Consider the following 25,353-nt stretch of genomic DNA (forward strand, 5'->3'; position numbering starts at 1 on the left):
ACTATCAAAGCATTGGCATTACAAAATCCTTAGAAATTTTTCCTATTTATCCTCTTAAAGAACTACGTATTAAATAACCTTTCTTCTTATACGAATGACCTTGAGAATAGTTTCAACAATTACAGCAATTTATTAAATGTGTACCATCCATATAAAAGACCTAACACGATCGCTATTAACCAAAATTCCATCCAGCCACTCTTTTTTTTCCTTTTCCGATAGTGCTGCCTTGTTACAGGCTGGTTCCCTTTTAAATCTGGCCGGGGCGGCTGTTTTTGGGAAGGTTTGGTCGGACCAATGGGCTTTAATAGCGGATCGGGCATTTTTTTATCGACCATAAGATCTAATAAGTCTGCTCTCATTTGTTTAGCGCCGCTATAATGGCCTTGAAGTGCTCTTAGGATGACCTTTTCCCACGCTAGCAGTTCCGGCTTCTGTCGGATCGCATCTCTTAATTGCGATATTCCTCCACTGGTTTTCGTTAATCTTTTGGGATAGGCGGTATTAATCATAATCATTGCCACTGCAAACAGGTCATAGGAAGGCTCAGCTTTCCTAGACCCCAGTCCCCAATAACCGCGGTCATAGAACTCCGTGAATTCCTTAATCGCTCTTCCTTGAATGGTCGTGCCGCCAACATCAATGCATCTTATTTTTGGAGGAGGACCTGTGACGATTAAGTTTTCTGGCTTTAGGTCCCCGAATACCCAGCCATTTTCATGAAGCTTGTCTAAATCATTTAAAAGCTGCAAAAATAAAACACTTGTCCAGGATTTCCCCTTTTGTTGTAAAAAAGTTAAAAAGTCTGGTCCTTGGATATATTCCATCACATAAAAGGAAATGCGTCCGTTATTACTCTGCCAATCATCGACATCAAGCAAAGAAGGTCCAAGGGTTGGGGGTCCCTGGACCTTTGCTAAGGATTTTAAAACATTTACCTCAGAAGTGATTGACATACCATTATCACTCATTTTTAAAGCGACTTGAGTGCTATTATGCTCAGCAAGGTAGACCACCCCGTTTGCTCCAAATCCAAGTTCCTTAATAATTTTATACTTTTTTAAATGCCATTTCCCTGAAATGATTGTCCCTTGGCTTACCTTACATTGACTCTTCAAAGTATGATTCATCATCACGTGAAAGCAGGCTCCTTAGAGATTGTTTTTCTTCGAAAGAGGATAGCGCTGTCCGTAACGCTGGTCCTGTCGGTGTTATTCCTCCAGTGGACAACTGGGAGAATACACTTGTCAGAGTTTGCAGTTTAGGGGTCCAATCCAGCAATTTTTCGACATCTTTCTTTTTCCCGGGAAATACATAAACCGAAAATTGATTATCTCCTGTTCGAGCGTTCAAGCTTAGCGAGAGGTCAAGCAGGGCTTCTTTAACTGTCGGAAGTTTGTGTTTCATACTTGCGCTTGTATCGACAAGAATCAACACTTCTAATTCGACAGTTTCTCCTAATTCATCGACAACCTCCATCACTTCCCCGCGTTTTTCAGGCGGGAGGTCTTCCATTGTTTGTAAACGTCCCAAAATTTGTTGCAATTCACGGTTAACCACACCCTGAATCGTTTGGTTCATCGCCTTACGGGTTACCATTTGCACTGTTTGTGAGAGCTGCTGGGCATAGACAATCTGACTGACTCCCCCGCCTGACATCGCGATCCCATCAATTTCAGTCATTCCTTTTTCATCAATGGTATCCTGCTCCATCACACCGATGACATTAACAGTGATTCCTTGTTCTTTCGCTAGTGCAGCCATGGCAATTGGATCGTCCCCTTGATTGGAACATCCATCGGTAATTAGTAAAATTTGGCGAATTTTGCCTGTATACATAACCTTCTCCCTTCACAACATGTATTGGTACCATTTTCGACGGGATCTAAATGATTTATACATATTTTAATGAGAGACGGTGTAAAATACTCTATTAGGCCTGCCGTTTCAATTTGGGAACAGGAATGGAGGCCCATTTCGGTGTATTATGTTTTATTTTCGCTACGGTCACAGTCATATCATCATGGATGATTTCAGATCTCGATCGAATGACTTCCTCGAGAATTAAATCAGCTATCTCCTGCGGATTATCTGTCTCTAATCCTTGTAATTTTCTTTTCATCCATAAATCATAATTTTCTACATGCAAGGGACCTTCAAACACCCCATCGCTCATCATAATTAGTAAATCTCCAGCTTTTAGTTGTTCACTGACCACATCCACTTCAAATTCTTGAATCATTCCTATTGGCAGATTGCTTGCCTGAATTTTAATAATCTTACTCCCTCTTTTAATAAAGCTTGGTGTAGATCCAATCTTAAGGAACTTGGCTGAAGCATTTTGCAGATCAATCATCGCTAAATCTAATGTAGAAAAAATTTCATCCTGCGTCCGGAGCGAGAGGATCGAGTTAACAGATTTAATCGCTACCTTCTCCTCGATTCCTGATTGGAGGATTTTTTGTAATAGGAGCAGTGTTTCTTTACTCTCGTAATGGGCTCTCTCGCCATTTCCCATTCCATCACTAATGGCAATCGCATATTTTCCTAATCCGAGTTCAATGGTCGAATAGCTGTCTCCCGATACAAGGCCCCCATCCTTGGCAGCATGGGCGACTCCTGTTTCTACAGTAAACGCCTTTGATGATCTAAATGTCACACGGCAAAGGTCATTCGGTACGGTTGCACATTCTTCCTTATTAACGACAATGGTTTCCCCGAGAATATCTGATAACATCGGTGCTATTAATTTGTCACATTCACCATGGCCATCGCAAAATGGCAAAGACATCTCAATATCGACATTTCCTTGCTCAAGGCTATAGATTTCCACTTGTTCAATATGGATTCCGAACGATTGCATGGCCTCCATAATTTGTTCTTCCTGCTTGTGGTGGTTTTCTCTTTCCCGTTGGATCTCTTTCGCGAAATTATCCATCACTTCAGACACACCTAACAATTGATCCGCAACAAGTCTGCGGCTTTCCTGAACCTGCTTTTTCAACTTTTGATTGGCTTGAAAAAACGTTAATTCTTGCCCAATCGATTCGTACACTCTTTTTGATCGTGTACAAATCTTTTCCCATTCTCGCGATAGTTTAGTAGAAATATTCCCGTCGTTTTGATCCATTTCATGAATAATTTCTTCCATATAGGCATAGGTTGTATTAAAATTGTTCGCCCAGCATTGATCCTTCTTAAAGCATGTTTGGCAAGTTTTTTCGGTTACGTTACTCATAAAGTAATCCATTTCACGTTCATTTTGCTCTTCTTTTGGTTGGATTTCCATTTGTGAAAAGCTTTTGGACAAGGCATGGAAGACATTAGAGAATTGTGAAACCCGCTGTGCCGTAACATCGCGCATCTTACGCATATACTTTTGCTGCTCTGCTGTGTACTCCGGTGTACCAGGGATATACTTTGCTAATCGAGAAGTTAATACCTGAGGTGTTAAGAGGAATAAGAAGATGGCCGCAGCTGACTCCAATACAGTAAGCAGGATGGACCCTCCGCCTTCCCCATACATGCCAATTAGGAGCGTAGCGATAAATAATCCAATTGAAACACCTATTTTTTTACCTTCCTTCATCAAGCCCCCCAAGACACCTGAAAAAGCAAGTAAACTCATATGGTAAAAACTAGATACGCTAGCAAGACTAAAAATTAACCCAGTGACGACCCCCACTGTCGAACCGACTGTTGCACCAGCTATAAAAGAAAACACTAATACTAGGTATCTCGACATAATATGCTCAACCGATAGGTCATAAACCTTCCAGCCAATTGTCCCCGTCATAATCGAAGCGAGCATAATGATTAGACAAACGATTTCTTCCGTTTTTAACAATTGTCTCCTTTTATTAAAGGTTAGCAATGGGATACTTTGTAAAAAAATTAACGTCAAAATAAAAGCAAGACTTGTTTGAACTCCGACCATCATTAAATCATATAGTGTCAATTGCTGTGAAAGTATAAACGCTTCAGCCAGTTTCCCCAGCCCAAGCACAATACCGACTATAAAAGGTGTCGATTTCATTTCATTCCTTAACCATTTCTTACATATTCGGAAAACTACCATGTAGCTGAGCGTAACTACGAAGGTAAAAGCCGCATTTGTTAGCGAAATGGTCACTGCACCGATAATCAATCCGATCAAGGCAAGCGGTGCCCGATCTCGTTTAATTAAATAAACAGAGGCAAAAAAGGGAAGGCAAAACGGAGTCAACTTTGCCAAAATCAAGGCCCGTCCCAGCAAAAAACCCACCATTAATAACAGGTACCCCTTTTTTATGAAAAAGGACTCTAGCATTAGTTGAACTTTTTTCATTCCACTCTGCAAAGCCCATTTCGATGGATGAAGATTAACTTCTCTGACTGGTTCTATGAAACTAGCATTTGTCTTTTCCATAAATCACACTCCCTATTCTTTCATCGTTCAGATAATTATAAAATTAATAGTCAGAAAAGTTTGTCAAATTAGTGAACAAGCAAAAAGAATCGTTCGACTGTTTTCACTATTATCATTCAAATAATAGTAATTAGTGTCGTTGGGTGTCATCATTGGGTGTCAGGCACCATGTGAAGAATTCACATGGTGCCTGACACTTTTTTATTGGAAAACAAAAAAAGACAGGCCATTTAGTCCTGTCTTAGATTTATAGATATTGAGTAAGGCCACTCTTATTCTGATAAAAGTTAACAGCAAGTTTACCCCCGCTTAGCTCCTCTTCCTCCACGCTTGGACTCCGTGTGCCGTTTTAAGGAAGATAAACGATCCTCACTATCTTTTAAAAATTTTGCCATTTTGGTTTCAAAATTTTCCGGCTTAGCAGTATTGCGATCGTTGTTTCTACCCTGACGAGGACGTTGTGATTGTGAGTTTGAATGGGACCTTTGCTGCGTCTCTGGTCGATCCTTCGCCTTCTTAATCGACAGTCCAATTTTCCCATCCTTCTCAACATTGAGGACTTTTACCTCAACTTGGTCGCCAACCTTTAAATGATCATTAATATCTTTCACATAGTTGTCCGCAACCTCGCTGATGTGTACGAGTCCTGTTGAGCCACCCGGCAGCTCCACAAACGCTCCAAAATTAGTAATTCCTGTTACCTTCCCCTGTAACTTGCTGCCTACTTCAATTGACATAAAAAGAATGTTCCTCCTTAAAAGTATAAAAAATCAATCTTACTCTATATTATACAAAAAGAAAAAAATCAGTGTCAATATGGCTACAAATTGGTTCATTTCCCCTTTTTTTCATCAGGGATCGTAAAAATAATTTCATTTTTCTCAGAGAAGAAATATTCTTTTCTAGCTAACTTTGCAATATAATCATCATCATTTAATTTAATAATATTTTCATTGAGAATATCCTGCTGATTCTTTAAGTCAGTTAATTGGTGATTAAGTTCCTTCTTTTGAGCAATCTTTTCCTTGAGTTTAGCAGTTTGGGAAATGGTGCTGGAAATCATTAAATAAGAGAGAATACTGGCCAAAACCAAAAACATCGACAGCCGCCGTGCTAATAATTTCTTTTTCCTAGCTGATGCAATTTCTGCATACTCCTGCTGCTTAACATACGTTGTCTGGATCTTTGACACACTTTTCTTTTGTTCTTCTCCCATTTCCCTCACCGCCTTACTCTTTTGGTTTTTTCCATCTATTTATCATCTTACTTATATAATTCCTGATTTTGTGGAAATTTCCTGCCGTTTTATTATATAACTTCTCGACGGATTTTTTAATACCTTTCGGCAAAAGTTTCCAAAAAATTAACATAATTTTTTGGAACGGTACAAAAATAATCTTTAGGATAAATAGTAAAACTTTACCCATAAATCTAACAAGGGTTAAAAGCCCCCTGCCAATTGAAATGATAATGATAATAATTAGCTGAATAAGACCCAAGATTGGTTTATAAATCAGGAGATGGAAAGCTTTTTTTATAAAGCGGATGACAGCTATCGTTGTTTTAATCGATACCTCAAGCAAGTGAAGGTAAATTCCTTTAAATAAACTCTGGTAGGCGGCAAATCCACAAACAAGCGCGAGGAAGATATAAAATCTTAATTCCCCATTATTCACTAAAAATAACGTGTAAAATATGATCACAGCTTGGATCATCCAAAATAATAAATCATTAAAGAATACAATCCACTGCTTTCTTTTCGGCCGATTTAAAAACCGCTGATAGGTATCGAACATGGCGCCGAATAACGACCCCATTCCAATCATTGAAAGCAACGTAATAAATTGAGTCGAGAGGGTCATCGGAATAACTTACTAAAGAACCCTTTAGCTTTCTCCCCGTGCTGTTCGTCAAGGTAAACTAAATCAAAAATTTTCCCCTTAATCGAAACAATCCCCTTTTCTACATCGAGATTTTTCATTTGCAAATTTTGTCCTTTGATTGCTAAAAATCCCATCGATGTTTCTAATAAAAACTCTTCATTATCAAAACTCTCCACTTGCTTGACACCGGTAATCTCAAGTAGTTTTCTGCCTCTCATGATGACGTCATGGTCTGGAACACTGCTCTTTGTTGGATTATTATCATAATACTGGCTCATTAACATCCCTCACAATCATTTGTACAACCTTTTTGATACAATTTATGTGAAGGATTTGAAAATTAGAACTCGGTTACTACATTGGGAATTCTGTGGAGCCAATTCTTTCTTCATTGATAATCGTATACATCTCTGCTGCTTCCTCTTTGCGGGTGGTATCCTGGATCCGGTCAATCCTTGCGGTAACTTTTCTTTGCCCCAGTCGGATTGTTAATTCATCCCCGACTTTAACCGTTGAAGAAGCCTTGGCCTCTTTCCCATTAATTTCGATTCTCCCTTGATCAGACACCTCTTTTGCTAAAGTCCTTCTTTTGATTAATCGCGATACTTTCAAAAATTTATCTAGACGCATGCGTAAACTCCCCTTTTTCTAAAGTCCTAATAATTTTGCTTCGTCCCAGTATAGGTCGAGTTGTTCCAGTGTATGTTCTTCAAAAGTCCTGCCACTGCCCTTTACTTTTTCCTCGACAAATTGAAAACGGCGTGTAAACTTTTCATTCGTTTCGAACAATGCTTCTTCTGGATGGATCTTTAAGAACCTGGCAACATTGACAAACGCAAATAGCAAATCGCCAAATTCCCCCTTAGCCCGTGCCATGCCCTCGTCTGTTCCGTCTAATTCATTCACAAATTCTTCAAGTTCTTCTTTCACTTTCTCTAACGCTGGTGTGATTTCCTGCCAATCAAAGCCAACCTTTGCCGCTTTCTTTTGCAATTCATACGCTCTTAACAAATTCGGCAGGGCCATTGACACTCCTTCAAGTAACGAAGCAGGTACTTCACCCTTTTCTAACTTCTTAATTTCTTGCCAGTTTCTTACTACTTCCTCGGCATTATCCGCCTGACCATTTCCAAACACATGGGGATGGCGGCGAATCATTTTCGCTGATAGACCTTCAATAATGTCATCAATCGAAAAATAACCATCATCTTCACCGATTTGGGCATGGAGCATGACCTGCAGCAGTACATCGCCCAGTTCTTCGATTAGATGGTCAATATCTTCATGGTTAATTGCGTCAATTACTTCGTAGGTTTCTTCTATTAAATATTTTTTTAAGGATTCATGGGTTTGCTCTCTATCCCATGGGCAGCCAGTTGGACTCCTAAGTTCAGCAATAATTTCCCTTAATTTTGAAAAATTCTTCAATAGGATTTGTTCCTCTTTCACTGGCGGAATATAAACGGACGTCAGATTGTTAATCGATACATTTCGGTCCAATTCAAACAATGGAACTTTTTCGATTATTTCTTGACTGCTCCCTGCCGCTGTAACGATATAAACCTGATAATCATCTGGTAATTTTTCCATTAAGGTTAATTTAACGTTAGAGGAAACAAATTGGTCATATACTTGGCTCACAATCATATGTTGGTCAATTTGCAGTTGTGCTGCGTTGAGTGATGTCCCATCAAGTAACTGAAACCCTTCAATCGGGTCAATCTTTAACGAGGTAAATAAGGCATCAATAAAACTTTGTCCGCCGCCAATGCTTATTTCAATATCCCTTGTTGGACCATATGCCAAAAGAAGCTGCACAGCCCGCTCAGCTACTAGTGGATGTCCTGGGACGGCATAAACAATCGTCTCGCTTTCTGCCTTTTGCAACAGCGTCTCGACAATTTCTTCATATACTTCCTCGAATTGATCGTGTTTTTCATAGATTGAATCAAATGAAGTATACCTTAATCCTTCTTTCTCCAACTCAGAGACCACCGGATGTTCCTTCGTCCGCAAAAATAACGAGTTTGATTTAAGTAACTTCTTATATACACCAACAGGAAGTTGTTCCAAATCTCCTGCACCTAAACCTAGAATTTCAATCCTTCTTACCATTGTTAATTCCTATCCTTTCGGGCCAATAATTTTATTAATGTACTTCCAAATGGAAATAGCGCCAATTCTTCCTCACGAAAGACTTTGCCTCTTATAATAATCAATAAAAAGAGGAAACCACCAACGATTACCGCGCTTAACGATTGAAAGACAGCTTCAATTCGACCATAATCATCCGAGCCGAACATATATAAATAAACCTTTAAAAAGAGGACCATCGATGCGGTGGCCATTATGATCGTTCTCCAAAAGTGAAGGGAGAATAGCGAGATCCGAACAACTTTATTAAATTGAATGAATAGCAGTGCTGTGACCATACCCAGCGAAATAAGTGATGAAATGGCTGCACCCATTGTTCCATATAAGGGTACCAAATAAACATTTAGGATATATTTTAACGGAAATATACATGCAACTGCGATGGCGGGAAATAGCAGCACACCCATGCCCTGCATAATGGCGATAATCGTTGCGGTTAGCGACGTAAACAAGATCACAAAACTCAATACCCCTAACACCGCTGAACCAGCTTCATTTTCAAACAGCATCGTGTTAGTCGGTTTAATGATTGCCCATAGACCTGAAGAGGCACCTAAACCGAAAATGATACTCACTTTAAGAGCTACTTGAATTTTGTGTTGTAAAAATTCAGGTTTGTCAGCCAACCGCTCTCTAGTGATTAAGGGAACAAGGGTTAAAGACATGGAGGTGGCAGCAATGGTTCCTAACTGGATTAATGGCTGTCCACGGTCAAATATCCCCTTAAGGCTTTTAGCCACGTCTCTATCAATCCCGCTTCCAACCAGCAGGGAGTAGAGATTCAAAGCATCGGCTAATTGGATAAATATCATGAGCATTCCGCTAATACAAATCGTGAGACCCTGATAGACAAGGGCCTTAAAGATCTTTTTTGCATCGTTTGCATATCTTTGAAACATTCCTTGCCTTGGTGCTACTACCTTCCATTCTTTACGTATCCATAGAAACATAAACAAGATAATTCCTGAGATCATACTGCCGGTAATCGAACCAAACATGGCCCCACCGCCGACAAGATAGAGGGAATAACCCTTTTCTATAAAAAGAGAGGCCAAAAAGAGAATCGTCAATACTCGTGTGGTTTGTTCCCCCACCTGTGATAGTGCCGTTGGGACCATGTCCCCAATCCCTTGGTAATAGCCTCTCAGAATCGACATCATTGGAAACAACAGAAACACAATCGAGACTACCCTTAATAGAATCGAGAGATGGGGGTCATTCATCCAAACAGCGATTGCTTTTGCACCAAAGTAAAGAATAAGGAAACAGATAAAACCAAATAATTGCAAATAAATAAAGGAAACAAAAAGAAGCAGGCGAGATTTTTCGTCATCACCTTTTTGTTTCTGCTCCGCATAGAGCTTTGAAATGACGACTGGGAAGCCTGTCGTCGAAAGGACAATGGCCATCCCATAAAACGGATATACTTGCTGATATATGTAAAAGCCATTATCTCCGACAATGTTTTGAAAAGGAATTCGATAAAAGGCACTTAAAATTTTTGTAATAAGGGCCGCAAGCATTAGAATAAAGGCTCCTCTATACAGAGCCTTTGATTGATTCACAGACTTCATTCATTCACCTACTAAGAAAAGCGCAAGCGCCCGTTTAGCGCTGGAGCTAGACTGAAAATACAAACTCGAAGGTAATTATATCATGGGGAGTTCCCTTTTAAACTAAATAAAAAAGACAGCAATGGCTGTCTTTTTAAAATTTGTTAAATAGGATTAGTTCTTTTATGACTCCATTTGTCGAGCTAAGAAACCAGCTGCTGTTTCAACAGCCTTCTGCTCCACTTCGCCAAGAGTTCCTTCTTTAGAAAAAATGATAACTGCCCCGATTGGATCACCATTTGCAATAATAGGGCCGATCGTATATGAAGTTATTGCTTCTTCATTTCCATCCACTAAGGCGATATCACCCTTTTGAGTGAACAGCAATGAATTTCGTTCTTCCATTGTTTTTTCAACTACATCACTAATATTTTTATTTAAGTACTCTTTCTTAGAACCGCCTGCCATTGCAATAACGGTATCTCTATCACAAATTAACACAGGGTTCCCGAGGCTATCGAAAAGTGCTTCCGCATATTCTTTGGCAAAATCACCTAATTCACTTATAGGTGAATACTTTTTTAAGATGACTTCTCCGTCTCGATCAACGAAAATCTCTAACGGATCCCCTTCGCGGATACGTAAAGTTCTGCGTATTTCTTTAGGAATGACAACACGACCCAAATCATCGATTCGACGAACTATTCCAGTTGCTTTCATCCAATGTTGCCTCACTTTCATCTGATGATTATTCAACTTGGCGATGACGGTTTATTCCTTTTATTGTAATCATCACCAACTTTGAACTTAGTATCTTTCATCTGGAAAGTTCTATACATAAACGTTATAATTTTTCAAATATATAACAATTATCCGAAATTGGATAAAGCAGGATTCCAGTGAATTGCTTGGGCAAACCAACAAGCGGGCCACTTTCTACCAATGTTTAGAGGAATCCAGTTAATTTACTGGATTTTCATGACCCTTTTTTGCTTGGGACAGTCCCTTAACCATTTCAAAGGCAATATTCAGCCATTGTGAGGTTTTATAATCCTTGACCTTGATCACAATTTTCAGCCTAGGACCTTCCATTCCAGGGGTAACATTTCGGCCAAATTGGCTTCCAATATGAAAAATCTTACTTCCATCAATCGTGTTGGTAACCTGTTCATTCACTAAAATGGTTATTTCCTGTTTTAGCTGCTTAATTTGTTCCACCCCATTTAAAAGGGCATAAACCTTCATTTCAGCGATTTGGAATAGGCAGGAAACCTCATCCGGATATTCACCAAACCGGTCCAACATTTCCGCTTCAAGCTCTTCAATATCTGCAAGAGTCTCGGCCCCTCTAAAACGTTTGTACATCTCTATTTTTTGATGCCCATCCTTAATATATGTATCCGGAATGTAGGCATCAATTTCAAGGTCAATTTCTACTGATTTTTTTACAGCTGCTCCAGGCACGCCGATGTTAACCTTTCGCTCTTCAATCGCTTCTTTCAACATTTGCGAATAAAGATCAAAACCGACGGAGTCTATAAATCCATGCTGCTGGGCCCCTAGTAAATTTCCTGCCCCTCTTATCGATAAATCGCGCATCGCAATTTTAAATCCTGAACCTAATTCAGTAAATTCCTTGATCGCTTGAAGGCGTTTTTCAGCGACTTCAGTTAATACTTTATCTTTTCGATAGGTGAAATAGGCGTAGGCAACACGATTGGACCTTCCCACACGGCCACGGAGCTGATACAGCTGAGAGAGCCCCATGCGATCCGCATCAAAGACTATTAATGTATTAACATTCGGAATATCCACACCTGTTTCAATAATGGTCGTACTAACAAGAACATCAAATTCGCCTGCTAAAAAGCCAATCATCACCGCTTCTAATTCATTTTCTGTCATCTGACCATGGGCAAAGGCCACCCGCGCATCTGGGACAAGCATCGATATTTCCTCAGCTTTGCGTTCAATGTCTTCCACTCGGTTATATAAAAAGTAGACTTGTCCGTCGCGGGCTAGTTCCCTTTCAATCGCTTCCCGCACCAAAGATCCATTATATTCCATCACATAGGTTTGGACAGGAAAACGATTTTCAGGCGGTGTTTCGATAACCGATAAATCTCGGACTCCGAGCATCGACATGTGAAGAGTTCTAGGGATTGGCGTTGCTGTCAAAGTTAACACATCGACATTCGTTTTTAATTTCTTAATTTTTTCCTTATGGGTAACTCCAAACCGCTGCTCTTCATCAATAATCAGCAACCCTAAATCACGATAAACAATATCTTTTGAAAGCAGGCGGTGTGTTCCTACGACAATATCAATCGTACCTGCTTTTAAACCTTTAATGGTATCCGTCTGCTGTTTTTTCGAGCGGAAACGGCTTAATAGGCCAATATTAATCGGATAATCTTGAAATCTCTCCCTTAATGTTTCATGATGCTGCTGAGCCAAAATGGTTGTGGGCACAAGAAAAGCGACTTGCTTCCCATCTGCGATGGCCTTGAAGGCCGCGCGAATAGCTACCTCTGTTTTTCCATAACCTACATCGCCGCAAAGAAGGCGGTCCATCGGACGTGGTCTTTCCATGTCCTTCTTAATCTCATGAATCGAGCGCAACTGATCATCTGTTTCTTGGTAAGCAAACGATGTTTCAAAATCTCTTTGCATATCGCCATCAGGCGAATAGGCATAACCCACAGCAGCTTCCCGCTCCGCATATAATTTGATTAAATCGTCGGCAATATCTTGAACAGAGGATTGAACCTTCTTCTTAACCTTTTTCCAGTCCGTTCCGCCCAGTTTATAAATTTTTGGCTCTTTTCCTTCTGAACCGACATACTTCATAACCAGGTCAATTTGTTCAACTGGAACATAAAGTTTATCTGTCCCCTGATAACGGAGATGGAGATAATCCTTATGAATTCCATTAATGACCAGCGTTTCAATTCCTAAATACTTACCGATTCCATGGTTCACGTGAACAACATAATCACCGATTTTAAGCTCTGAGTAACTCTTAATTCTTTCAGCATTTGATAGTTTTTGACGGTTAGTAGATTTTTTGACCCGTTTATTAAATAATTCTTCTTCGGTAATCACAGCTATTTTCTGGATCGACAGTTCAAAGCCCGTTTGCAGGTTTCCTTTCATAATCTGAACCCGGCCAGGTAACAGCTGCTGTTCACCCTTCGTCAAACTTGCAGTAATTTCATAGTCCTCTAGTACACGCTCTAATTTTTTTACCCGCTCTTCATCCGGTCCTAGAAATAAAATAGAATAATTGCTTTTCTTCCACCTGTCGATCTCTGCCTTCAATAAATGCATTTGCCCATGAAAGTTTTGCATTTGCTTACAGGAGACATTAATAATATTTTGCGGACTTGTATTGGCGACATGACGCAGAAACAAGGACATATAAACAATCGGTAATTCTCTTTTTTGCAGCAGAATTGAAAGGTCATGGGAAATATGTAAATCATGGATAATCTGGCCTGTGCCAAGTAAGCTTGTATACCATTCTGCCTCTTCTTTTACTAAGGAATCATTCATCTCTTGAACTCGGCTTATTTCGTCAATAAACACAAGGCCATTGCTTGGCAGATAGTCTAGTAAACTAGCAGCTCTATCGTAGGCTAGTGAAAGGTATTTAAAGACTTGGTCAGGCTTTTGACCGTTTTTTAACTGCTCCAATTCAAAACTTATATTTTGTGATAGCTGCATTTTTGCTTTATCATCTTTTAGTTTTCGAAGACTTTTACCTAATCCGGCTTCAAGATGATCAATAATGCGGCTATAATTGTCTGCCTCTAACACTACTTCTGTTGCTGGTCCAATATGAACCTCTGAAACCTTCTCTTTTGAACGTTGATCATCAAGCGAGAAATAACGAATCGAGTCAATTTCAGTATCGAATAATTCAATTCGCAGCGGATTTGCTTCGGTAAGCGGATAAATATCAATGATCCCGCCTCTTACACTAAATTCCCCTGGAGTTGTGACCATTTCCGCTCGGATATAACCCATTTTTACAAAAGTATTTAAGGTTTTCTCGATTGTTATATCTTCCCCTAATTTTAACGAGAGCTGGTATTCTTTCCATAAAGACTTAGGAGGTACGATCTTCTTTAACCCTGCAATTGGGACAATTAATATTCCTTTATTATGCTTGCTCCAGTAGTTTAAAGCTTCAATTCTTTGGGCTTTTAATTCCGGACTGGCAATGCTCATCTCAGCAGCAATTAACTCATTGGCTGGAAAAAGAAAAACATCTTTCTCACTTAATAGATTGACAATATCATCATAGAGTTTTTGTGCTTGTAATAGATTGTGGGTGACGAGCATGATCGGCCTTTGCGTTTGTTCGTAGATAGAAGCGGTTAGAACTGTTCTTGACGAACCCGATAACCCTGCAATCAACTGTTCCTTTAATCCCTCTTCCACTCCCGCGATCACGGAATGGACATCTTCCTGCTTTAGAAATAACGATTTTAAAGCTTTCAAGGTTTCTCCTCCCTCCTCAACAAAATTCATATTAACACGTTCTTATGTTAGTAAATTATAAATAGAAAAACGCTTTGGACGGTACTCCAAAGCTGGTTAATGAATAAGGAAATCGTATTGATGGTAATCTGGATTCCGCTCTAAAGCTTCCTGACAGTCTTCACAAATGGCTGTGATGTGAATATCGCCGGACGAGTCATACGCAACCATTTCCAGTCTTTCTTGATCTGTTAATTTATGAAGACCGAGGCTTTCGCTGTGTATCGATGCTTTATCAATTGAACCAAGTTTGGTACCACAATGACGACAATGGTAATGGATAGCCACGCCTGTCCCTCCCTAATCTAGGATTCCTTATTAGTATTAACCTACTAGGAGGAACTTATTCATTAGATTAACCGCTCGTATGATGATCCTTCCATTTCGTTTTAATGCTTTATTGTATGAAACAATGGCTTGTGTCATGAACAATTTACTGATTATATTCATTCATGACCTGTAAGAAGGGCTTTTCCAGCCATGCCGAGCAGGCTTCTGCACTTTTCTTCACTGCATCCTCAATTGGAGCCTTTTCGTCCGGATGAAAACGTCCCAGAACATAATCAGGCACACTCATGCCAGGCTGAGGGCGGTCAATTCCAATCCTTATTCTGTTGAACTGCTGTGTTCCAAGATGGGCTACTGTGGACTTAATCCCATTATGTCCGCCAGGGCTCCCTTTTTGTCGAAGTCTAATCTTTCCGACCGGCAAATCAAGATCATCATAAATTACAAGCAGATCTTCTATGTCAATATCATAATAATCCATCACAGCTCTGATTGATTCTCCAGATAAATTCATATAAGTAAGCGGTTTTAATAAAATTACTTTTTCACCACTATAAAAACCAATCCCATATAGTCCTTTAAATTTGGACTGGTTAAGTGGGATCGCAAATTTACTCGATAGAGCATCAATGACTTCAAAACCAATATTGTGCCTCGTCTGGTCATATTGTTTTCCTGGGTTACCTAAACCAACGATTAACTTCATCTGGGGTCCCACCTCTTCTGGCTTAGCCAACCTTTTAAATATTTTACGAAACATAGATTTTTCTCCCATAAATATTTAATGCGATAAAAGACGTAACCTGAAGAAGATTACGCCTTCCAACTCTTAATTTACATTGTGCTTGGAACATTGTCTAGCCCAAGCGCGATTGCTTTTCTATTCCGGAGTGGTCTCTCTTCCTTCTTCATTATCAGGATGTCCCGGTGCTTGTTGTTCACCTGCATTAATTTCCTCTTCTTGCTTTGGTGGAAGAATAGATGCGACAACTTCATCGTCCTCATGGTTGATCGTAAATGCACCTGCTGAAGGAATATCACCCATAGTTACGGTTTCGCCAACTTGCAGGTTAGCAATATCCACTTCAATTTGCTGCGGAATATTATCTGGAGTCGAAGTAATCGATATTTGGTGAATTGGCTGCTGTAAGACACCGCCATCTTTTACACCTGCAGCCTCACCTACTAGAACAAGTCTTACATCTACATTAATCTTTGAGGATTTATCGACTGCTAAGAAATCAACGTGAAGTATCTCTTTTTTAAACGAATCCTCTTGATATTCAGTTAAGATAACGTCTTGTTTGCTGCCTTCCACATCTAGTGAAATAATTCCATTTCTCCCCACTTGGCGGATTGTTTTTGTTAAGTCAGCTGAACTAACAAAAACCGGCTTATTGTCCACCTTGTTACCATAAATAATAGCAGGTATATTTCCACTGGTTCTAATTTTCTTTAGTGCGGAATGACGGAATTCCTTCCGTTCTTTTGCTTGTAGTACAGTACTCATGTTTAGTTACCCTCCTATTTTATCAAAAACTGTCTATATAAAAATGCCCCAAAAGAGGGCGGTCTAAACATTTTTTTGGACTGTTTGTTCCAAAATAGGTAACTATACATAAGCAAAAGTAGGATCTGACCAAAGAGGCCAGACCCTTCATTCTTATCATCAATCAAACAAAGTACTTACAGATTGCTCCTCATGAACACGAATAATCGCTTCACCAAGCAGTGGTGCTACAGATAAGTTAATAATCTTATCAATCTTTTTCTCTTCTGGAAGTGCAATGGAATTAGTGATCACTAATTCTTTAATTTTTGAATTTTGAATTCTTTCGATTGCAGGACCCGATAAGACCGGATGGGTACAGCAAGCATAAACTTCTGATGCGCCGTTTTCAATTAAAGCGTTCGCGGCAAGTGTGATGGTTCCAGCTGTATCGATAATATCATCAATTAAAATCGCCGTTTTCCCTTCAATGTTACCTACGATATTCATCACTTCAGCCACATTTGGTCTTGGGCGGCGTTTATCGATAATCGCAATTGGAGCTTTCATCCGTTCCGCTAATTTCCGAGCTCTAGTTACGCCGCCATGATCTGGAGAAACGATGACAATATCGCCATTGAATTCTCTAGTTTTAAAATAGTCAGCTAAAATAGGTACACCCATTAAATGATCCGTAGGAATATCAAAGAATCCTTGAATTTGTGGTGCGTGCAGATCAAGACAGATCACACGAGTGGCTCCTGCCGTTTCAAGCAGGGTTGCCACTAATTTAGCTGTAATCGGCTCACGGGCACGTGCCTTACGATCCTGACGTGCATAGCCATAGTATGGCATCACAATATTAATCGTTTTAGCAGAGGCCCTTTTTAATGCATCAATCATGATTAATAATTCCATAATATTTTCATTAACAGGTTGGCTAGTCGACTGGATGACATAAACGTCACCACCACGAATACTTTCTTCAATATTAATTTGGATTTCTCCATCACTAAATCTTGTGACAGAACATTTACCTAATTCTACACCGATGACTTTAGCAATTTCTCTTGCAAGAGGACGATTGGAATTTAAACTAAATACCTTAAGATTTGGGTCTAAATATTGATTCGACATAATAGCCTCCTAAATTTCTTAGCCTATTTCTTTAGATTAAGCTTTTGAACGTAATTTTCCTTATTCACTTGCTTTGCCCGGGCAATCGATAAGGCCTCACTTGGTACATCTTTTGTAATCGTTGAACCAGCGGCCACATATGCACCCTTCTTAATCGTAACAGGAGCAACTAGATTTGAATTGCAGCCAATAAAGACTCCATCTTCTATTTTTGTTAAGAATTTATTTTTACCGTCATAATTCACTGTAATCGAGCCACAGCCAATGTTTACATTGGAACCTACTTCAGCATCACCAATATAACTTAGATGGGAGGCTTTGCTTCCTTTTCCAAAGACAGCCTTTTTAATTTCGACAAAATTGCCAATCTTCACTTCATCCTGAATCGCTGATTCTGGACGAATATGGGCAAATGGCCCAATGTTGACTTGAGCACCGATCGAGCTATTATGGGCAACTGATTGACGGATTACCGTTTCAGCGCCAATTTCACACGAAACGATTTCAGAGTTTGGTCCAATCTGACATTCTGCTCCAATCACTGTTTTGCCTTTGATCATCGTTCCTGGATAGATAACTGTATCCTGCCCTATTTCAACCTCTGTTTCTATATAGGTGTTCGCCGGATCAATAATCGTTACCCCATTCCGCATATGTGCTGCATTCGTACGGCCACGCATAATTCGTTCTGCTTCCGCTAACGCCACGCGATCATTCACACCTAATGTTTCTTCAAATTCATCTGTTTGGAAAGCTGTGACAACTTCCCCTTGATTTTTTAGAATTTCTATCACATCTGGTAAATAATATTCCCCTTGAACATTTTCATTTGAAACGTTCTTTAAGGCTTCAAATAATGCAAGATTATCGAAGCAATAAGTACCAGTATTGATTTCATTAATCTTTCTTTCCTCTTCAGAGGCGTCTTTATGCTCAACAATTTTTTCAACTAATCCTTTTTTATTACGAATGATTCGGCCGTATCCTGTTGGGTCTTCAATTCTCGCTGTGAGGATGGTAGCTTTTGCAGCTAACTCTTCATGATGTTTAAACAGAGACTCCATCGTTTCAGCCTTGATTAGAGGAGTATCCCCACAAACAACAATCGTCACTCCTGCTTTCCCTTCGAGCAGGCTCTGTGCCTGACTAACAGCATGGGCAGTACCTAACTGCTGATCTTGTAGAGCATACCGACTGCTATCGCCCAGCTGTGCTTGCACCATTTCTGCCCCATGACCAATAATTGTGACAACTTCTTGTATATTAAGCTTCATTACTTGGTCAACCACGTGTTGTACCATTGGTTTTCCGCATACCGGGTGTAATACTTTATAAAGCTTTGACTTCATCCGCGTTCCTTGCCCTGCAGCCAAAATCACAGCATAACGATTATGCATGTTCAAGTCCTCCAATTAACCTTTTTATCCATTAAAAATATTAACGTAAATGGGCGCTCTTTTCAAGGTATGTGAGGGAATAGTCTAATTTTGTAATAATGAGTTAATTTATGAGTAAATAAGAATGGAGGGAATAAAGGGGAGGGGATTATCTAGAAACAATAAAAAGAGCCTTCATAGAAGAAAGGCCCTAGTTGTAAAAATCCTTAGGAAGCTCCGGCTTCTTCAAATTCTACTTCTAATTCACCTAGACGGTGGTACTCAGCCAAAACAGCTTCTTGGATTTTACCGCGCGTTCCTGAATTAATTGGATGCGCAATGTCACGAAATTCTCCATCTGGAGTACGTTTGCTTGGCATAGCTACAAATAAACCGTTGTTCCCGTCAATAACACGAATGTCATGAACAACAAACTCATTGTCCAAAGTGATTGATGCAATCGCTCTCATGCGTCCATCCGTATTAACTCGGCGTAATCTTACGTCAGTTACTTCCATGTGCTCACACCCTTTTCTGATTTAAAAAGCTAAGTAATTAAATTCAACAACTTTTTCAGAAATCCTTCTTTATATTCAAAATATTTTAGAAAATTTAGGGCAAATTAGTGAACAATTGTAAACACAGGAGTAAATTAACAGAAATTAACTAAATTATTTAACCAGTGCGACAACTTCAATTTCAACTAAAACATCTTTTGGTAAGCGGGCAACCTCGACACACGAACGAGCGGGTTTATGGATCGAGAAATATTCACCATATACCTCGTTTAGTGAAGCGAAATCATCCATATTTTTAATAAATACAGTTGTCTTAACGACTGTTTCAAAAGACGCACCAGCAGCTGTTAAAACTGCCTGTAAATTTTGAAAAACTTGGTGAGCTTGTTCTTTAATATCGCCTGTTACCAAGTCTCCATCAGCTGTTAATGGAATTTGCCCTGAGCTATAGAACATATTATTTACGGTAATTCCTTGCGAGTATGGGCCAATAGCCGCCGGTGCTTGATTTGTTTGAACTGTTTTCATCCTAATTCCCTCCATCTATTTATTAGGCTGTGTTAAACTTGCCTGTTGATTTCCGCTCCAGGCACTTCGCTTTCCGCGGGCGGTCGGTGAGCCTCCTCGGCGCATTCGCGCCTGTGGGGTCTCACCCTGACCTGCTAGTCCCACAGGAGTCTCGTGCCTTCTGCTCCAATCAACAGGGTTAGAAAATCAACAATAATTACTAACACAGCCATTTATTAAAGTAATTTCCAGCTTGAACATTAATTTTTTTTTCTTTCACATTTACATCAGATAACTGGACGAGGGAAATATATTCATCGACTAAACGCTCCTGAATTTTTTCTGCCTCTACTAAAACTGCAATTCCAGCCAGATGCCCATTAAATTCTTCAAGCATGCTGATCATTCCCATGACAGTTCCGCCAGCCTTCATAAAATCATCGACAATAAGGACCCGTGAATCCTGTTTCATGCTCCGTTTTGAAAGGACCATGGTTTGGATTCTTTTGGTTGAACCGGACACATAATTAATACTTACTGTCGGTCCCTCCGTTACTTTACTATCTCTTCGGACGATGACAACTGGAACATTCAACTGACTTGCTACAGCATAGGCAAGAGGAATTCCTTTTGTAGCAACGGTCATGACCACGTCAATTTTTGCATCTGTATAGGCAGAGGCAATAATGCGGCCCGCGTTTTGCACTACTTGAGGATTCCCTAATATATCAGTTAAATATAAATATCCACCAGGTAAGAGCCTGTCAGGTTTAGCAATTAATTCACACAATTCATTGATAAAAGGTGCTGCTGCTTCTTGACTTACTTTTACAAAGAACTTTACCCCGCCTGAAGCCCCTGGCACTGTTTGTATGGTCCCAATTCCTCTTTTTTCAAACGTCTCTTTGATAATACCCAAATCTTCACTAATCGATGATTTCGCAGATGAATAACGATCTGCAAAAAAAGTTAGCGGAACTAGTTGCCGAGGATGATCTAGTAAATAATTTGTCATATCAATCAAACGTTCACTGCGGCGAAATTTCATAACATGCCCCCAAAAACACGAATATTCTAATTATAGAATACCATTTTCGTACGTTTTTAATCAAGTGAGTGCCGTTCCCCTAACATGCGGACCGCAAATACTTGGTCACAGAATCCTCTTAATCCATTATAAATTCGATGCATTCTTGAATCATGCTGAACAATTCCAAAAACAGTTGGACCGCTGCCGCTCATTAATACGGCATCTGCACCAAAACGCTTCATTTGTTCTTTTATTAATGCAACTTCAGGGTGAAGGTTTAAGGTAACATCTTCTAAAACATTCCCCACGTTTGTACATACCTTTTGGTAATCATGTTCATTTATCGCTTCAATCATTCCCCGAATGTTTGGATGGGCCATTTTATTGGTATCTAGTCTTCGGTATACTTCAGCTGTTGAAACCCCAATAAAGGGCTTCGCAAGGATCACCCAACATGTCGGCGAGGCAGGTAATTCGGTAATCATTTCCCCTCTGCCCTTTGCCAAGGCAGTACCTCCATAGACACAAAATGAAACATCTGATCCAATTTCGCTTCCTAGTTCGGCCAATTCATCCATTGTTAAACCGAGATTCCAGAGTTTATTTAAACCTCTTAAAGTGGCAGCAGCATCACTGCTTCCCCCCGCAAGTCCAGCCGCAACGGGAATCGTTTTTTCAATCGAAATCAGCACACCTTTTTTTACATTAAATCGATCCTTCAAGAGCTGTGCAGCTTGAAAGGCTAAGTTACGCTGGTCATCAGGGACATAGCGATTGTGAGAATGAATATGTATTTTATCATCGTTTAATAACGATAATTCAACCCGGTCAGCCAAATCAATTGTGGTCATAATCATCTCCACCTCATGAAAACCGTCTGATCGTTTGTGTAAAACATCTAATGCTAAATTTATTTTGGCCGGGGCTTTTACTAAAAGCTTCACTACGTCCACCTACTTCTTTATTGTCCAGTTCCAGCGCTAAACGGGCGCTTCCACTTTTCTTAGTCCGGAAATCCACATTTTGTCCTATTTTACCACAAAATGATAAAACTAAGACGTGAGATATGATAAATCCTATCAAATTTCATATTTTATTATTAGATTTATAAGAAAAGGGTCAAAAATTGGAGAAAAAGAAAGCCAGAGGAGATTGTCCTCTGGTCTCGCTGAAGTATGTGATTGATTAATATCAAAAGCGGAAGTGACTTATTTATAAGTTAAACTCTAGGACCCTGATTAGCCAAATGTTCTTGTGCAAGTTCAACGGCACGCTTAACCATATTCCCTGCATCCTTTGCCTTGATACCGCCCCATCCTTCTTTTTGAACGACATCATAAAAGCCAAGCTCTTTCGCAAGCTCCTCTTTAAAGCGACTGGACATAATCCCTCTTCTTCTGCCCATCTAAACAACCCCCTTCATACTACAGCATTGTTAGTATGGGATAGATATAGAGTTTTCATGAAACTGTTTTAAAATAGCAAAAAGCAGTAAACAAATGTTTACTGCTGTGTATTGCTTATATTCTAATTTAAGGCTAAATGTCCTGATGCATCTTCGTAGAAAGTAATTTGAACTGTTTCTGTTAATACATCTGCATAGCTGTAAGAAACACGTTCAAATGAGTTTTCATCCTGATCTAATTCAATAACAAAAACAGATGGATAAGTTTCAGCTAAAACACCGGAACGTTCAATCGTCTTTCTGCGTCCTCCGTTGGCTTTAAGCAGTAATCTTTTCCCTAAATTTGTGTCAAGAGCCTTTTTAATATCGGCTAAGGTTTTTGGCATTCGGTCCACCTCACTGTGTAAAGTATAACACACTGACATAGTCATGTCAAACAAAAACATAAATTATATCAGTCAAACAAAAAGATTGTCAATATTTTTTATTCTACTTTTTCTTCTAAATTTCAACATTTTTATCGTTACCTTATTTGCATGGGAATATGTATCGGCTCAGAAATAAAAAAAATAAGCCTTATCGGACAGCAAAGGCTTATTCATTCTCTTCTTGGATTGGCCGATAAGGCATTCCCGTTCGTAACACTCCTCTTGTTTCAATTCCTCCAAGTCCCTTTTCACCTGTTAATGTGTTCTTTAACACGTCCCAGACATTAATTCTTTCCATAAAAGGTGTAAAACTGATTTTGGCGACAATATAGACTGGGTCGAGGGCGTGGATGTTAATTCTTGAGGGCGAACTGGCATAATTTGCCCCAGCATGAATCAATGATTCAAAGTGCGATTGACATGCTCCTGCAAAAATAACCAACTGATCTAAGTGGGGAATCTTTTTTCGTGCTTCCTTGACCGTTTGGACAAAATGTTTGGAATGGCGATATGCATTAATATCCGTCATTTTTCCTTTTGCCTTTGAATACGCGTCATGTCCTGTAATAACAAGAATATCTGGGCGATATAAATCAATCAATTCACCTATTTTTTCTGGCATCTCTTTTTCATTACAGTGTATACCTAAAACAGGGATTCCCACTTTTTCATACAGTGTCATACATTTCTTCAAATAGGATGGATCACCATCCAGATGGAGAACCTTCCCAGGCATTTGAAAATAATTACTTGGTTTTACATATCCTCCGGTCGCTTCATATTCCTGACGGTTCTTGATTAATTCAACATCCTGTTTAAACAGCTTAAAAGACTGTTCCTCTAGCGTCCGGTATTCATTCTTCAATCTGACTCTTTGATTATCGTCGATGACGACCAAATCTTCGTATGGTGCGTCTGCCACAAGGCGAAAGTCTTCTCCATATAGTACTGCAAATTTCTGGTCGTTTATTTTTCGAACATCTATCACGCGAAATAGAATGTCACAATTATACGAACGCCTGCCGACAATATCCATTAATTTTATATCCACTGCCGTCACTCCAATAAGACCAGCAAAAGGGCCTTTAAATAAAGTTTCTCTCATAGGCTATGCAAACCTTTGCTTTATTGTGAAAAAAATAGACCCTTTAAAAAGGGTCTAGTGGAAAAACGGATATAATTCTTCGCTTAAGCGGCCAAATTCCTCTAAGGAAAGGGTCTCCCCTCTTCTAGCAGGATCGATTCCGCTTGCACTTAAGGCGTAGAGGATGTCTTCTTTCTTTTGCTTTCCCTCGGGCAGCTGGCTTGTTAAGTTATTAAGCAGGGTTTTTCTTCGTTGTGCAAAGCTGGCCCTGGTCACTTGAAAAAAGAATGTTTCATCTGTAACCGTAACAGCGGGATGTTCCCTCCTGGTTAACCTGATGACGGCAGAATCCACATTCGGCTGCGGCACAAAAACCGTTTTTGGAACGATCATCACTGTTTCTGCCTCTGTATAATACTGAACAGCGATTGAAAGAGAGCCATAGTCCTTCGTCCCTGGCCGTGCAGAAATCCGGTCTGCCACCTCTTTTTGGAGCATACACACGATCCCGCGAATAGGCAAATGTTCTTCAAGAAGCTTCATGATAATCGGCGTTGTAACATAATAAGGTAAATTAGCAACCACCATGATATCGTCCATATCATTAAATTCTTCTCTAATGACTTCAGCCACATCTGCCTCTAATACATCGTTATGTATAATTTTTACATTGGGATAGGGTGATAGGGTATCATTTAAGATTGGTAATAAACGTTGATCGATCTCGAAAGCGACGACCTTTTTACTTGTGCGGGCCAACTGCTCAGTAAGCGCACCAATTCCTGGTCCGATTTCAATCGCACCAGAATCTTCTGTTAAATTCGCAAAGCTAACAATCTTTTTCAAGATATTTGTATCAATTAAAAAGTTTTGACCAAGGCTCTTTTTAAATGAAAATCCGTATTTTTTAAGAATATCTTTTGTCCTTACCGGTGTAGCTATATCTTTATTCATGTAGTTCCTCCTGACTTACAACCCTTAGTGCTTCAGAGAATTCCTGCTTACTGATTTGGAATACATTTAAGCGCTTATGAAGCTGTTTTCCATTGGTATAACCAATTTTTAAAATTTTCCCCAACATGATTCTTCTTTCTTTAGCCCCTTCACCACCGATAAGGCCAGCTGTAAGTAGGTCCTCTTGCGTTATTTCCTCTGTAAACGTTTCATGCATGGTCTGGGCATCCTTAAGCGCCTCTTGGATGGCTTCAGGACTGGCATGTTCCACACCGAGGCTTTCCCCTGCTTTTCCCATAGCTGCTTCCTTCGTTAAAAATGCGTGTTTACAACCAGGAACAGCCTCAGCGATCGTCTTTCTAATTTTTTCACCAGGAAAATCAGGATCCGTAAAAATAATTACTCCTCGGGACTGTTGAGCACGCCTTACTTTTTCAATGGTGGTTTCATTTACAGCTGAACCATTTGTTTCAATTGTATCTGCATTGATTGCCCGTTTAATCGCTGTAGTATCGTCTTTACCTTCCACAACTATAATTTCTTTAATCTTCATTTTAAAAGTGTGAGCCTCCGTAATAAAAAAAATAAAAAATG

General features: G+C 39.7%; 26 protein-coding genes. All 26 read right to left on the bottom strand.

Annotated elements, in window-relative coordinates:
* Window positions 1-119: 119 nt before the first annotated feature.
* The 26 genes from J7E66_RS11065 to rnmV all read right to left on the bottom strand — a co-directional run bounded on the left by J7E66_RS11065 (window position 120) and on the right by rnmV (window position 25,312).
* Entirely contained in the window at window positions 120-1,133 is a 1,014-nt protein-coding gene (locus J7E66_RS11065) for a serine/threonine protein kinase (RefSeq protein ID WP_215000080.1), read from the bottom strand.
* Window positions 1,102-1,839 (bottom strand): vWA domain-containing protein, encoded by a 738-nt coding sequence (locus tag J7E66_RS11070; protein WP_215000036.1) that lies wholly within the window; start codon window positions 1,837-1,839, stop codon window positions 1,102-1,104. The genes J7E66_RS11065 and J7E66_RS11070 overlap by 32 nt, the downstream gene beginning before the upstream one ends.
* A 94-nt stretch (window positions 1,840-1,933) precedes the next feature.
* Window positions 1,934-4,408 (bottom strand): stage II sporulation protein E, encoded by a 2,475-nt coding sequence (gene spoIIE / locus J7E66_RS11075; protein ID WP_215000037.1) that lies wholly within the window; start codon window positions 4,406-4,408, stop codon window positions 1,934-1,936.
* 299 nt (window positions 4,409-4,707) lie between these two features.
* Window positions 4,708-5,145 (bottom strand): S1 domain-containing RNA-binding protein, encoded by a 438-nt coding sequence (locus J7E66_RS11080; RefSeq protein ID WP_215000039.1) that lies wholly within the window; start codon window positions 5,143-5,145, stop codon window positions 4,708-4,710.
* 95 nt (window positions 5,146-5,240) lie between these two features.
* Window positions 5,241-5,624, bottom strand: coding sequence for an FtsB family cell division protein (locus J7E66_RS11085; RefSeq protein WP_215000041.1), 384 nt, complete (start codon window positions 5,622-5,624; stop codon window positions 5,241-5,243).
* 13 nt (window positions 5,625-5,637) lie between these two features.
* A complete protein-coding gene (gene yabQ / locus J7E66_RS11090) occupies window positions 5,638-6,270 on the bottom strand; it encodes a spore cortex biosynthesis protein YabQ (protein ID WP_215000043.1) in 633 nt (210 codons plus the stop codon).
* Window positions 6,267-6,569 carry a sporulation protein YabP gene (yabP, locus tag J7E66_RS11095; protein ID WP_168241468.1) on the bottom strand — a complete coding sequence of 101 codons (303 nt, stop codon included), beginning with the start codon at window positions 6,567-6,569 and terminating at the stop codon, window positions 6,267-6,269. Before yabP ends, yabQ begins: the two co-directional genes overlap by 4 nt.
* Window positions 6,570-6,645: 76 nt before the next feature.
* On the bottom strand, window positions 6,646-6,921 hold the full coding sequence (locus tag J7E66_RS11100) for an RNA-binding S4 domain-containing protein (protein ID WP_088084933.1): 276 nt from the start codon (window positions 6,919-6,921) through the stop codon (window positions 6,646-6,648).
* Between the two features lie 18 nt (window positions 6,922-6,939).
* Window positions 6,940-8,406, bottom strand: coding sequence for a bifunctional methyltransferase/pyrophosphohydrolase YabN (yabN, locus tag J7E66_RS11105; protein WP_215000044.1), 1,467 nt, complete (start codon window positions 8,404-8,406; stop codon window positions 6,940-6,942).
* A gap of 2 nt (window positions 8,407-8,408) precedes the next feature.
* The gene (locus tag J7E66_RS11110; protein WP_215000046.1) at window positions 8,409-10,019 is read right to left on the bottom strand and encodes a putative polysaccharide biosynthesis protein; all 1,611 of its coding nucleotides are present in this window, start codon (window positions 10,017-10,019) and stop codon (window positions 8,409-8,411) included.
* 162 nt (window positions 10,020-10,181) lie between these two features.
* Window positions 10,182-10,718, bottom strand: coding sequence for a stage V sporulation protein T (spoVT, locus tag J7E66_RS11115; RefSeq protein ID WP_214717308.1), 537 nt, complete (start codon window positions 10,716-10,718; stop codon window positions 10,182-10,184).
* 240 nt (window positions 10,719-10,958) lie between these two features.
* Window positions 10,959-14,504, bottom strand: coding sequence for a transcription-repair coupling factor (mfd, locus tag J7E66_RS11120; RefSeq protein ID WP_215000047.1), 3,546 nt, complete (start codon window positions 14,502-14,504; stop codon window positions 10,959-10,961).
* A gap of 96 nt (window positions 14,505-14,600) precedes the next feature.
* A complete protein-coding gene (gene fin / locus J7E66_RS11125) occupies window positions 14,601-14,831 on the bottom strand; it encodes an anti-sigma-F factor Fin (RefSeq protein ID WP_168241463.1) in 231 nt (76 codons plus the stop codon).
* A gap of 145 nt (window positions 14,832-14,976) precedes the next feature.
* The gene (gene pth / locus J7E66_RS11130) at window positions 14,977-15,537 is read right to left on the bottom strand and encodes an aminoacyl-tRNA hydrolase (protein ID WP_215000048.1); all 561 of its coding nucleotides are present in this window, start codon (window positions 15,535-15,537) and stop codon (window positions 14,977-14,979) included.
* Between the two features lie 174 nt (window positions 15,538-15,711).
* On the bottom strand, window positions 15,712-16,341 hold the full coding sequence (locus J7E66_RS11135) for a 50S ribosomal protein L25/general stress protein Ctc (RefSeq protein ID WP_215000049.1): 630 nt from the start codon (window positions 16,339-16,341) through the stop codon (window positions 15,712-15,714).
* Between the two features lie 159 nt (window positions 16,342-16,500).
* On the bottom strand, window positions 16,501-17,457 hold the full coding sequence (locus J7E66_RS11140; protein WP_214717310.1) for a ribose-phosphate diphosphokinase: 957 nt from the start codon (window positions 17,455-17,457) through the stop codon (window positions 16,501-16,503).
* A gap of 23 nt (window positions 17,458-17,480) precedes the next feature.
* Window positions 17,481-18,854 (bottom strand): bifunctional UDP-N-acetylglucosamine diphosphorylase/glucosamine-1-phosphate N-acetyltransferase GlmU, encoded by a 1,374-nt coding sequence (gene glmU, locus J7E66_RS11145; RefSeq protein WP_215000050.1) that lies wholly within the window; start codon window positions 18,852-18,854, stop codon window positions 17,481-17,483.
* A 206-nt stretch (window positions 18,855-19,060) separates the two neighbouring features.
* Window positions 19,061-19,351, bottom strand: coding sequence for a septation regulator SpoVG (spoVG, locus tag J7E66_RS11150; RefSeq protein WP_003347151.1), 291 nt, complete (start codon window positions 19,349-19,351; stop codon window positions 19,061-19,063).
* Between the two features lie 153 nt (window positions 19,352-19,504).
* Window positions 19,505-19,879 (bottom strand): RidA family protein, encoded by a 375-nt coding sequence (locus J7E66_RS11155; RefSeq protein ID WP_215000051.1) that lies wholly within the window; start codon window positions 19,877-19,879, stop codon window positions 19,505-19,507.
* A 199-nt stretch (window positions 19,880-20,078) separates the two neighbouring features.
* A complete protein-coding gene (gene purR / locus J7E66_RS11160; RefSeq protein ID WP_215000053.1) occupies window positions 20,079-20,906 on the bottom strand; it encodes a pur operon repressor in 828 nt (275 codons plus the stop codon).
* Between the two features lie 56 nt (window positions 20,907-20,962).
* On the bottom strand, window positions 20,963-21,832 hold the full coding sequence (gene ispE / locus J7E66_RS11165) for a 4-(cytidine 5'-diphospho)-2-C-methyl-D-erythritol kinase (protein WP_215000055.1): 870 nt from the start codon (window positions 21,830-21,832) through the stop codon (window positions 20,963-20,965).
* Window positions 21,833-22,107: 275 nt separating this feature from the next.
* The gene (locus tag J7E66_RS11170) at window positions 22,108-22,293 is read right to left on the bottom strand and encodes a small, acid-soluble spore protein, alpha/beta type (protein WP_168241456.1); all 186 of its coding nucleotides are present in this window, start codon (window positions 22,291-22,293) and stop codon (window positions 22,108-22,110) included.
* 122 nt (window positions 22,294-22,415) lie between these two features.
* Entirely contained in the window at window positions 22,416-22,679 is a 264-nt protein-coding gene (gene veg / locus J7E66_RS11175; protein ID WP_066249244.1) for a biofilm formation stimulator Veg, read from the bottom strand.
* 208 nt (window positions 22,680-22,887) lie between these two features.
* The gene (yabG, locus tag J7E66_RS11180) at window positions 22,888-23,772 is read right to left on the bottom strand and encodes a sporulation peptidase YabG (RefSeq protein ID WP_215000082.1); all 885 of its coding nucleotides are present in this window, start codon (window positions 23,770-23,772) and stop codon (window positions 22,888-22,890) included.
* Window positions 23,773-23,880: 108 nt separating this feature from the next.
* Window positions 23,881-24,759: a 16S rRNA (adenine(1518)-N(6)/adenine(1519)-N(6))-dimethyltransferase RsmA gene (rsmA, locus tag J7E66_RS11185; RefSeq protein ID WP_215000057.1), complete on the bottom strand. Its 879-nt coding sequence runs from the start codon at window positions 24,757-24,759 to the stop codon at window positions 23,881-23,883.
* The gene (gene rnmV / locus J7E66_RS11190) at window positions 24,752-25,312 is read right to left on the bottom strand and encodes a ribonuclease M5 (protein WP_215000059.1); all 561 of its coding nucleotides are present in this window, start codon (window positions 25,310-25,312) and stop codon (window positions 24,752-24,754) included. The genes rsmA and rnmV overlap by 8 nt, the downstream gene beginning before the upstream one ends.
* Window positions 25,313-25,353: the final 41 nt, after the last annotated feature.

The sequence above is a fragment of the Bacillus sp. ISL-7 genome (genome assembly GCF_018613065.1).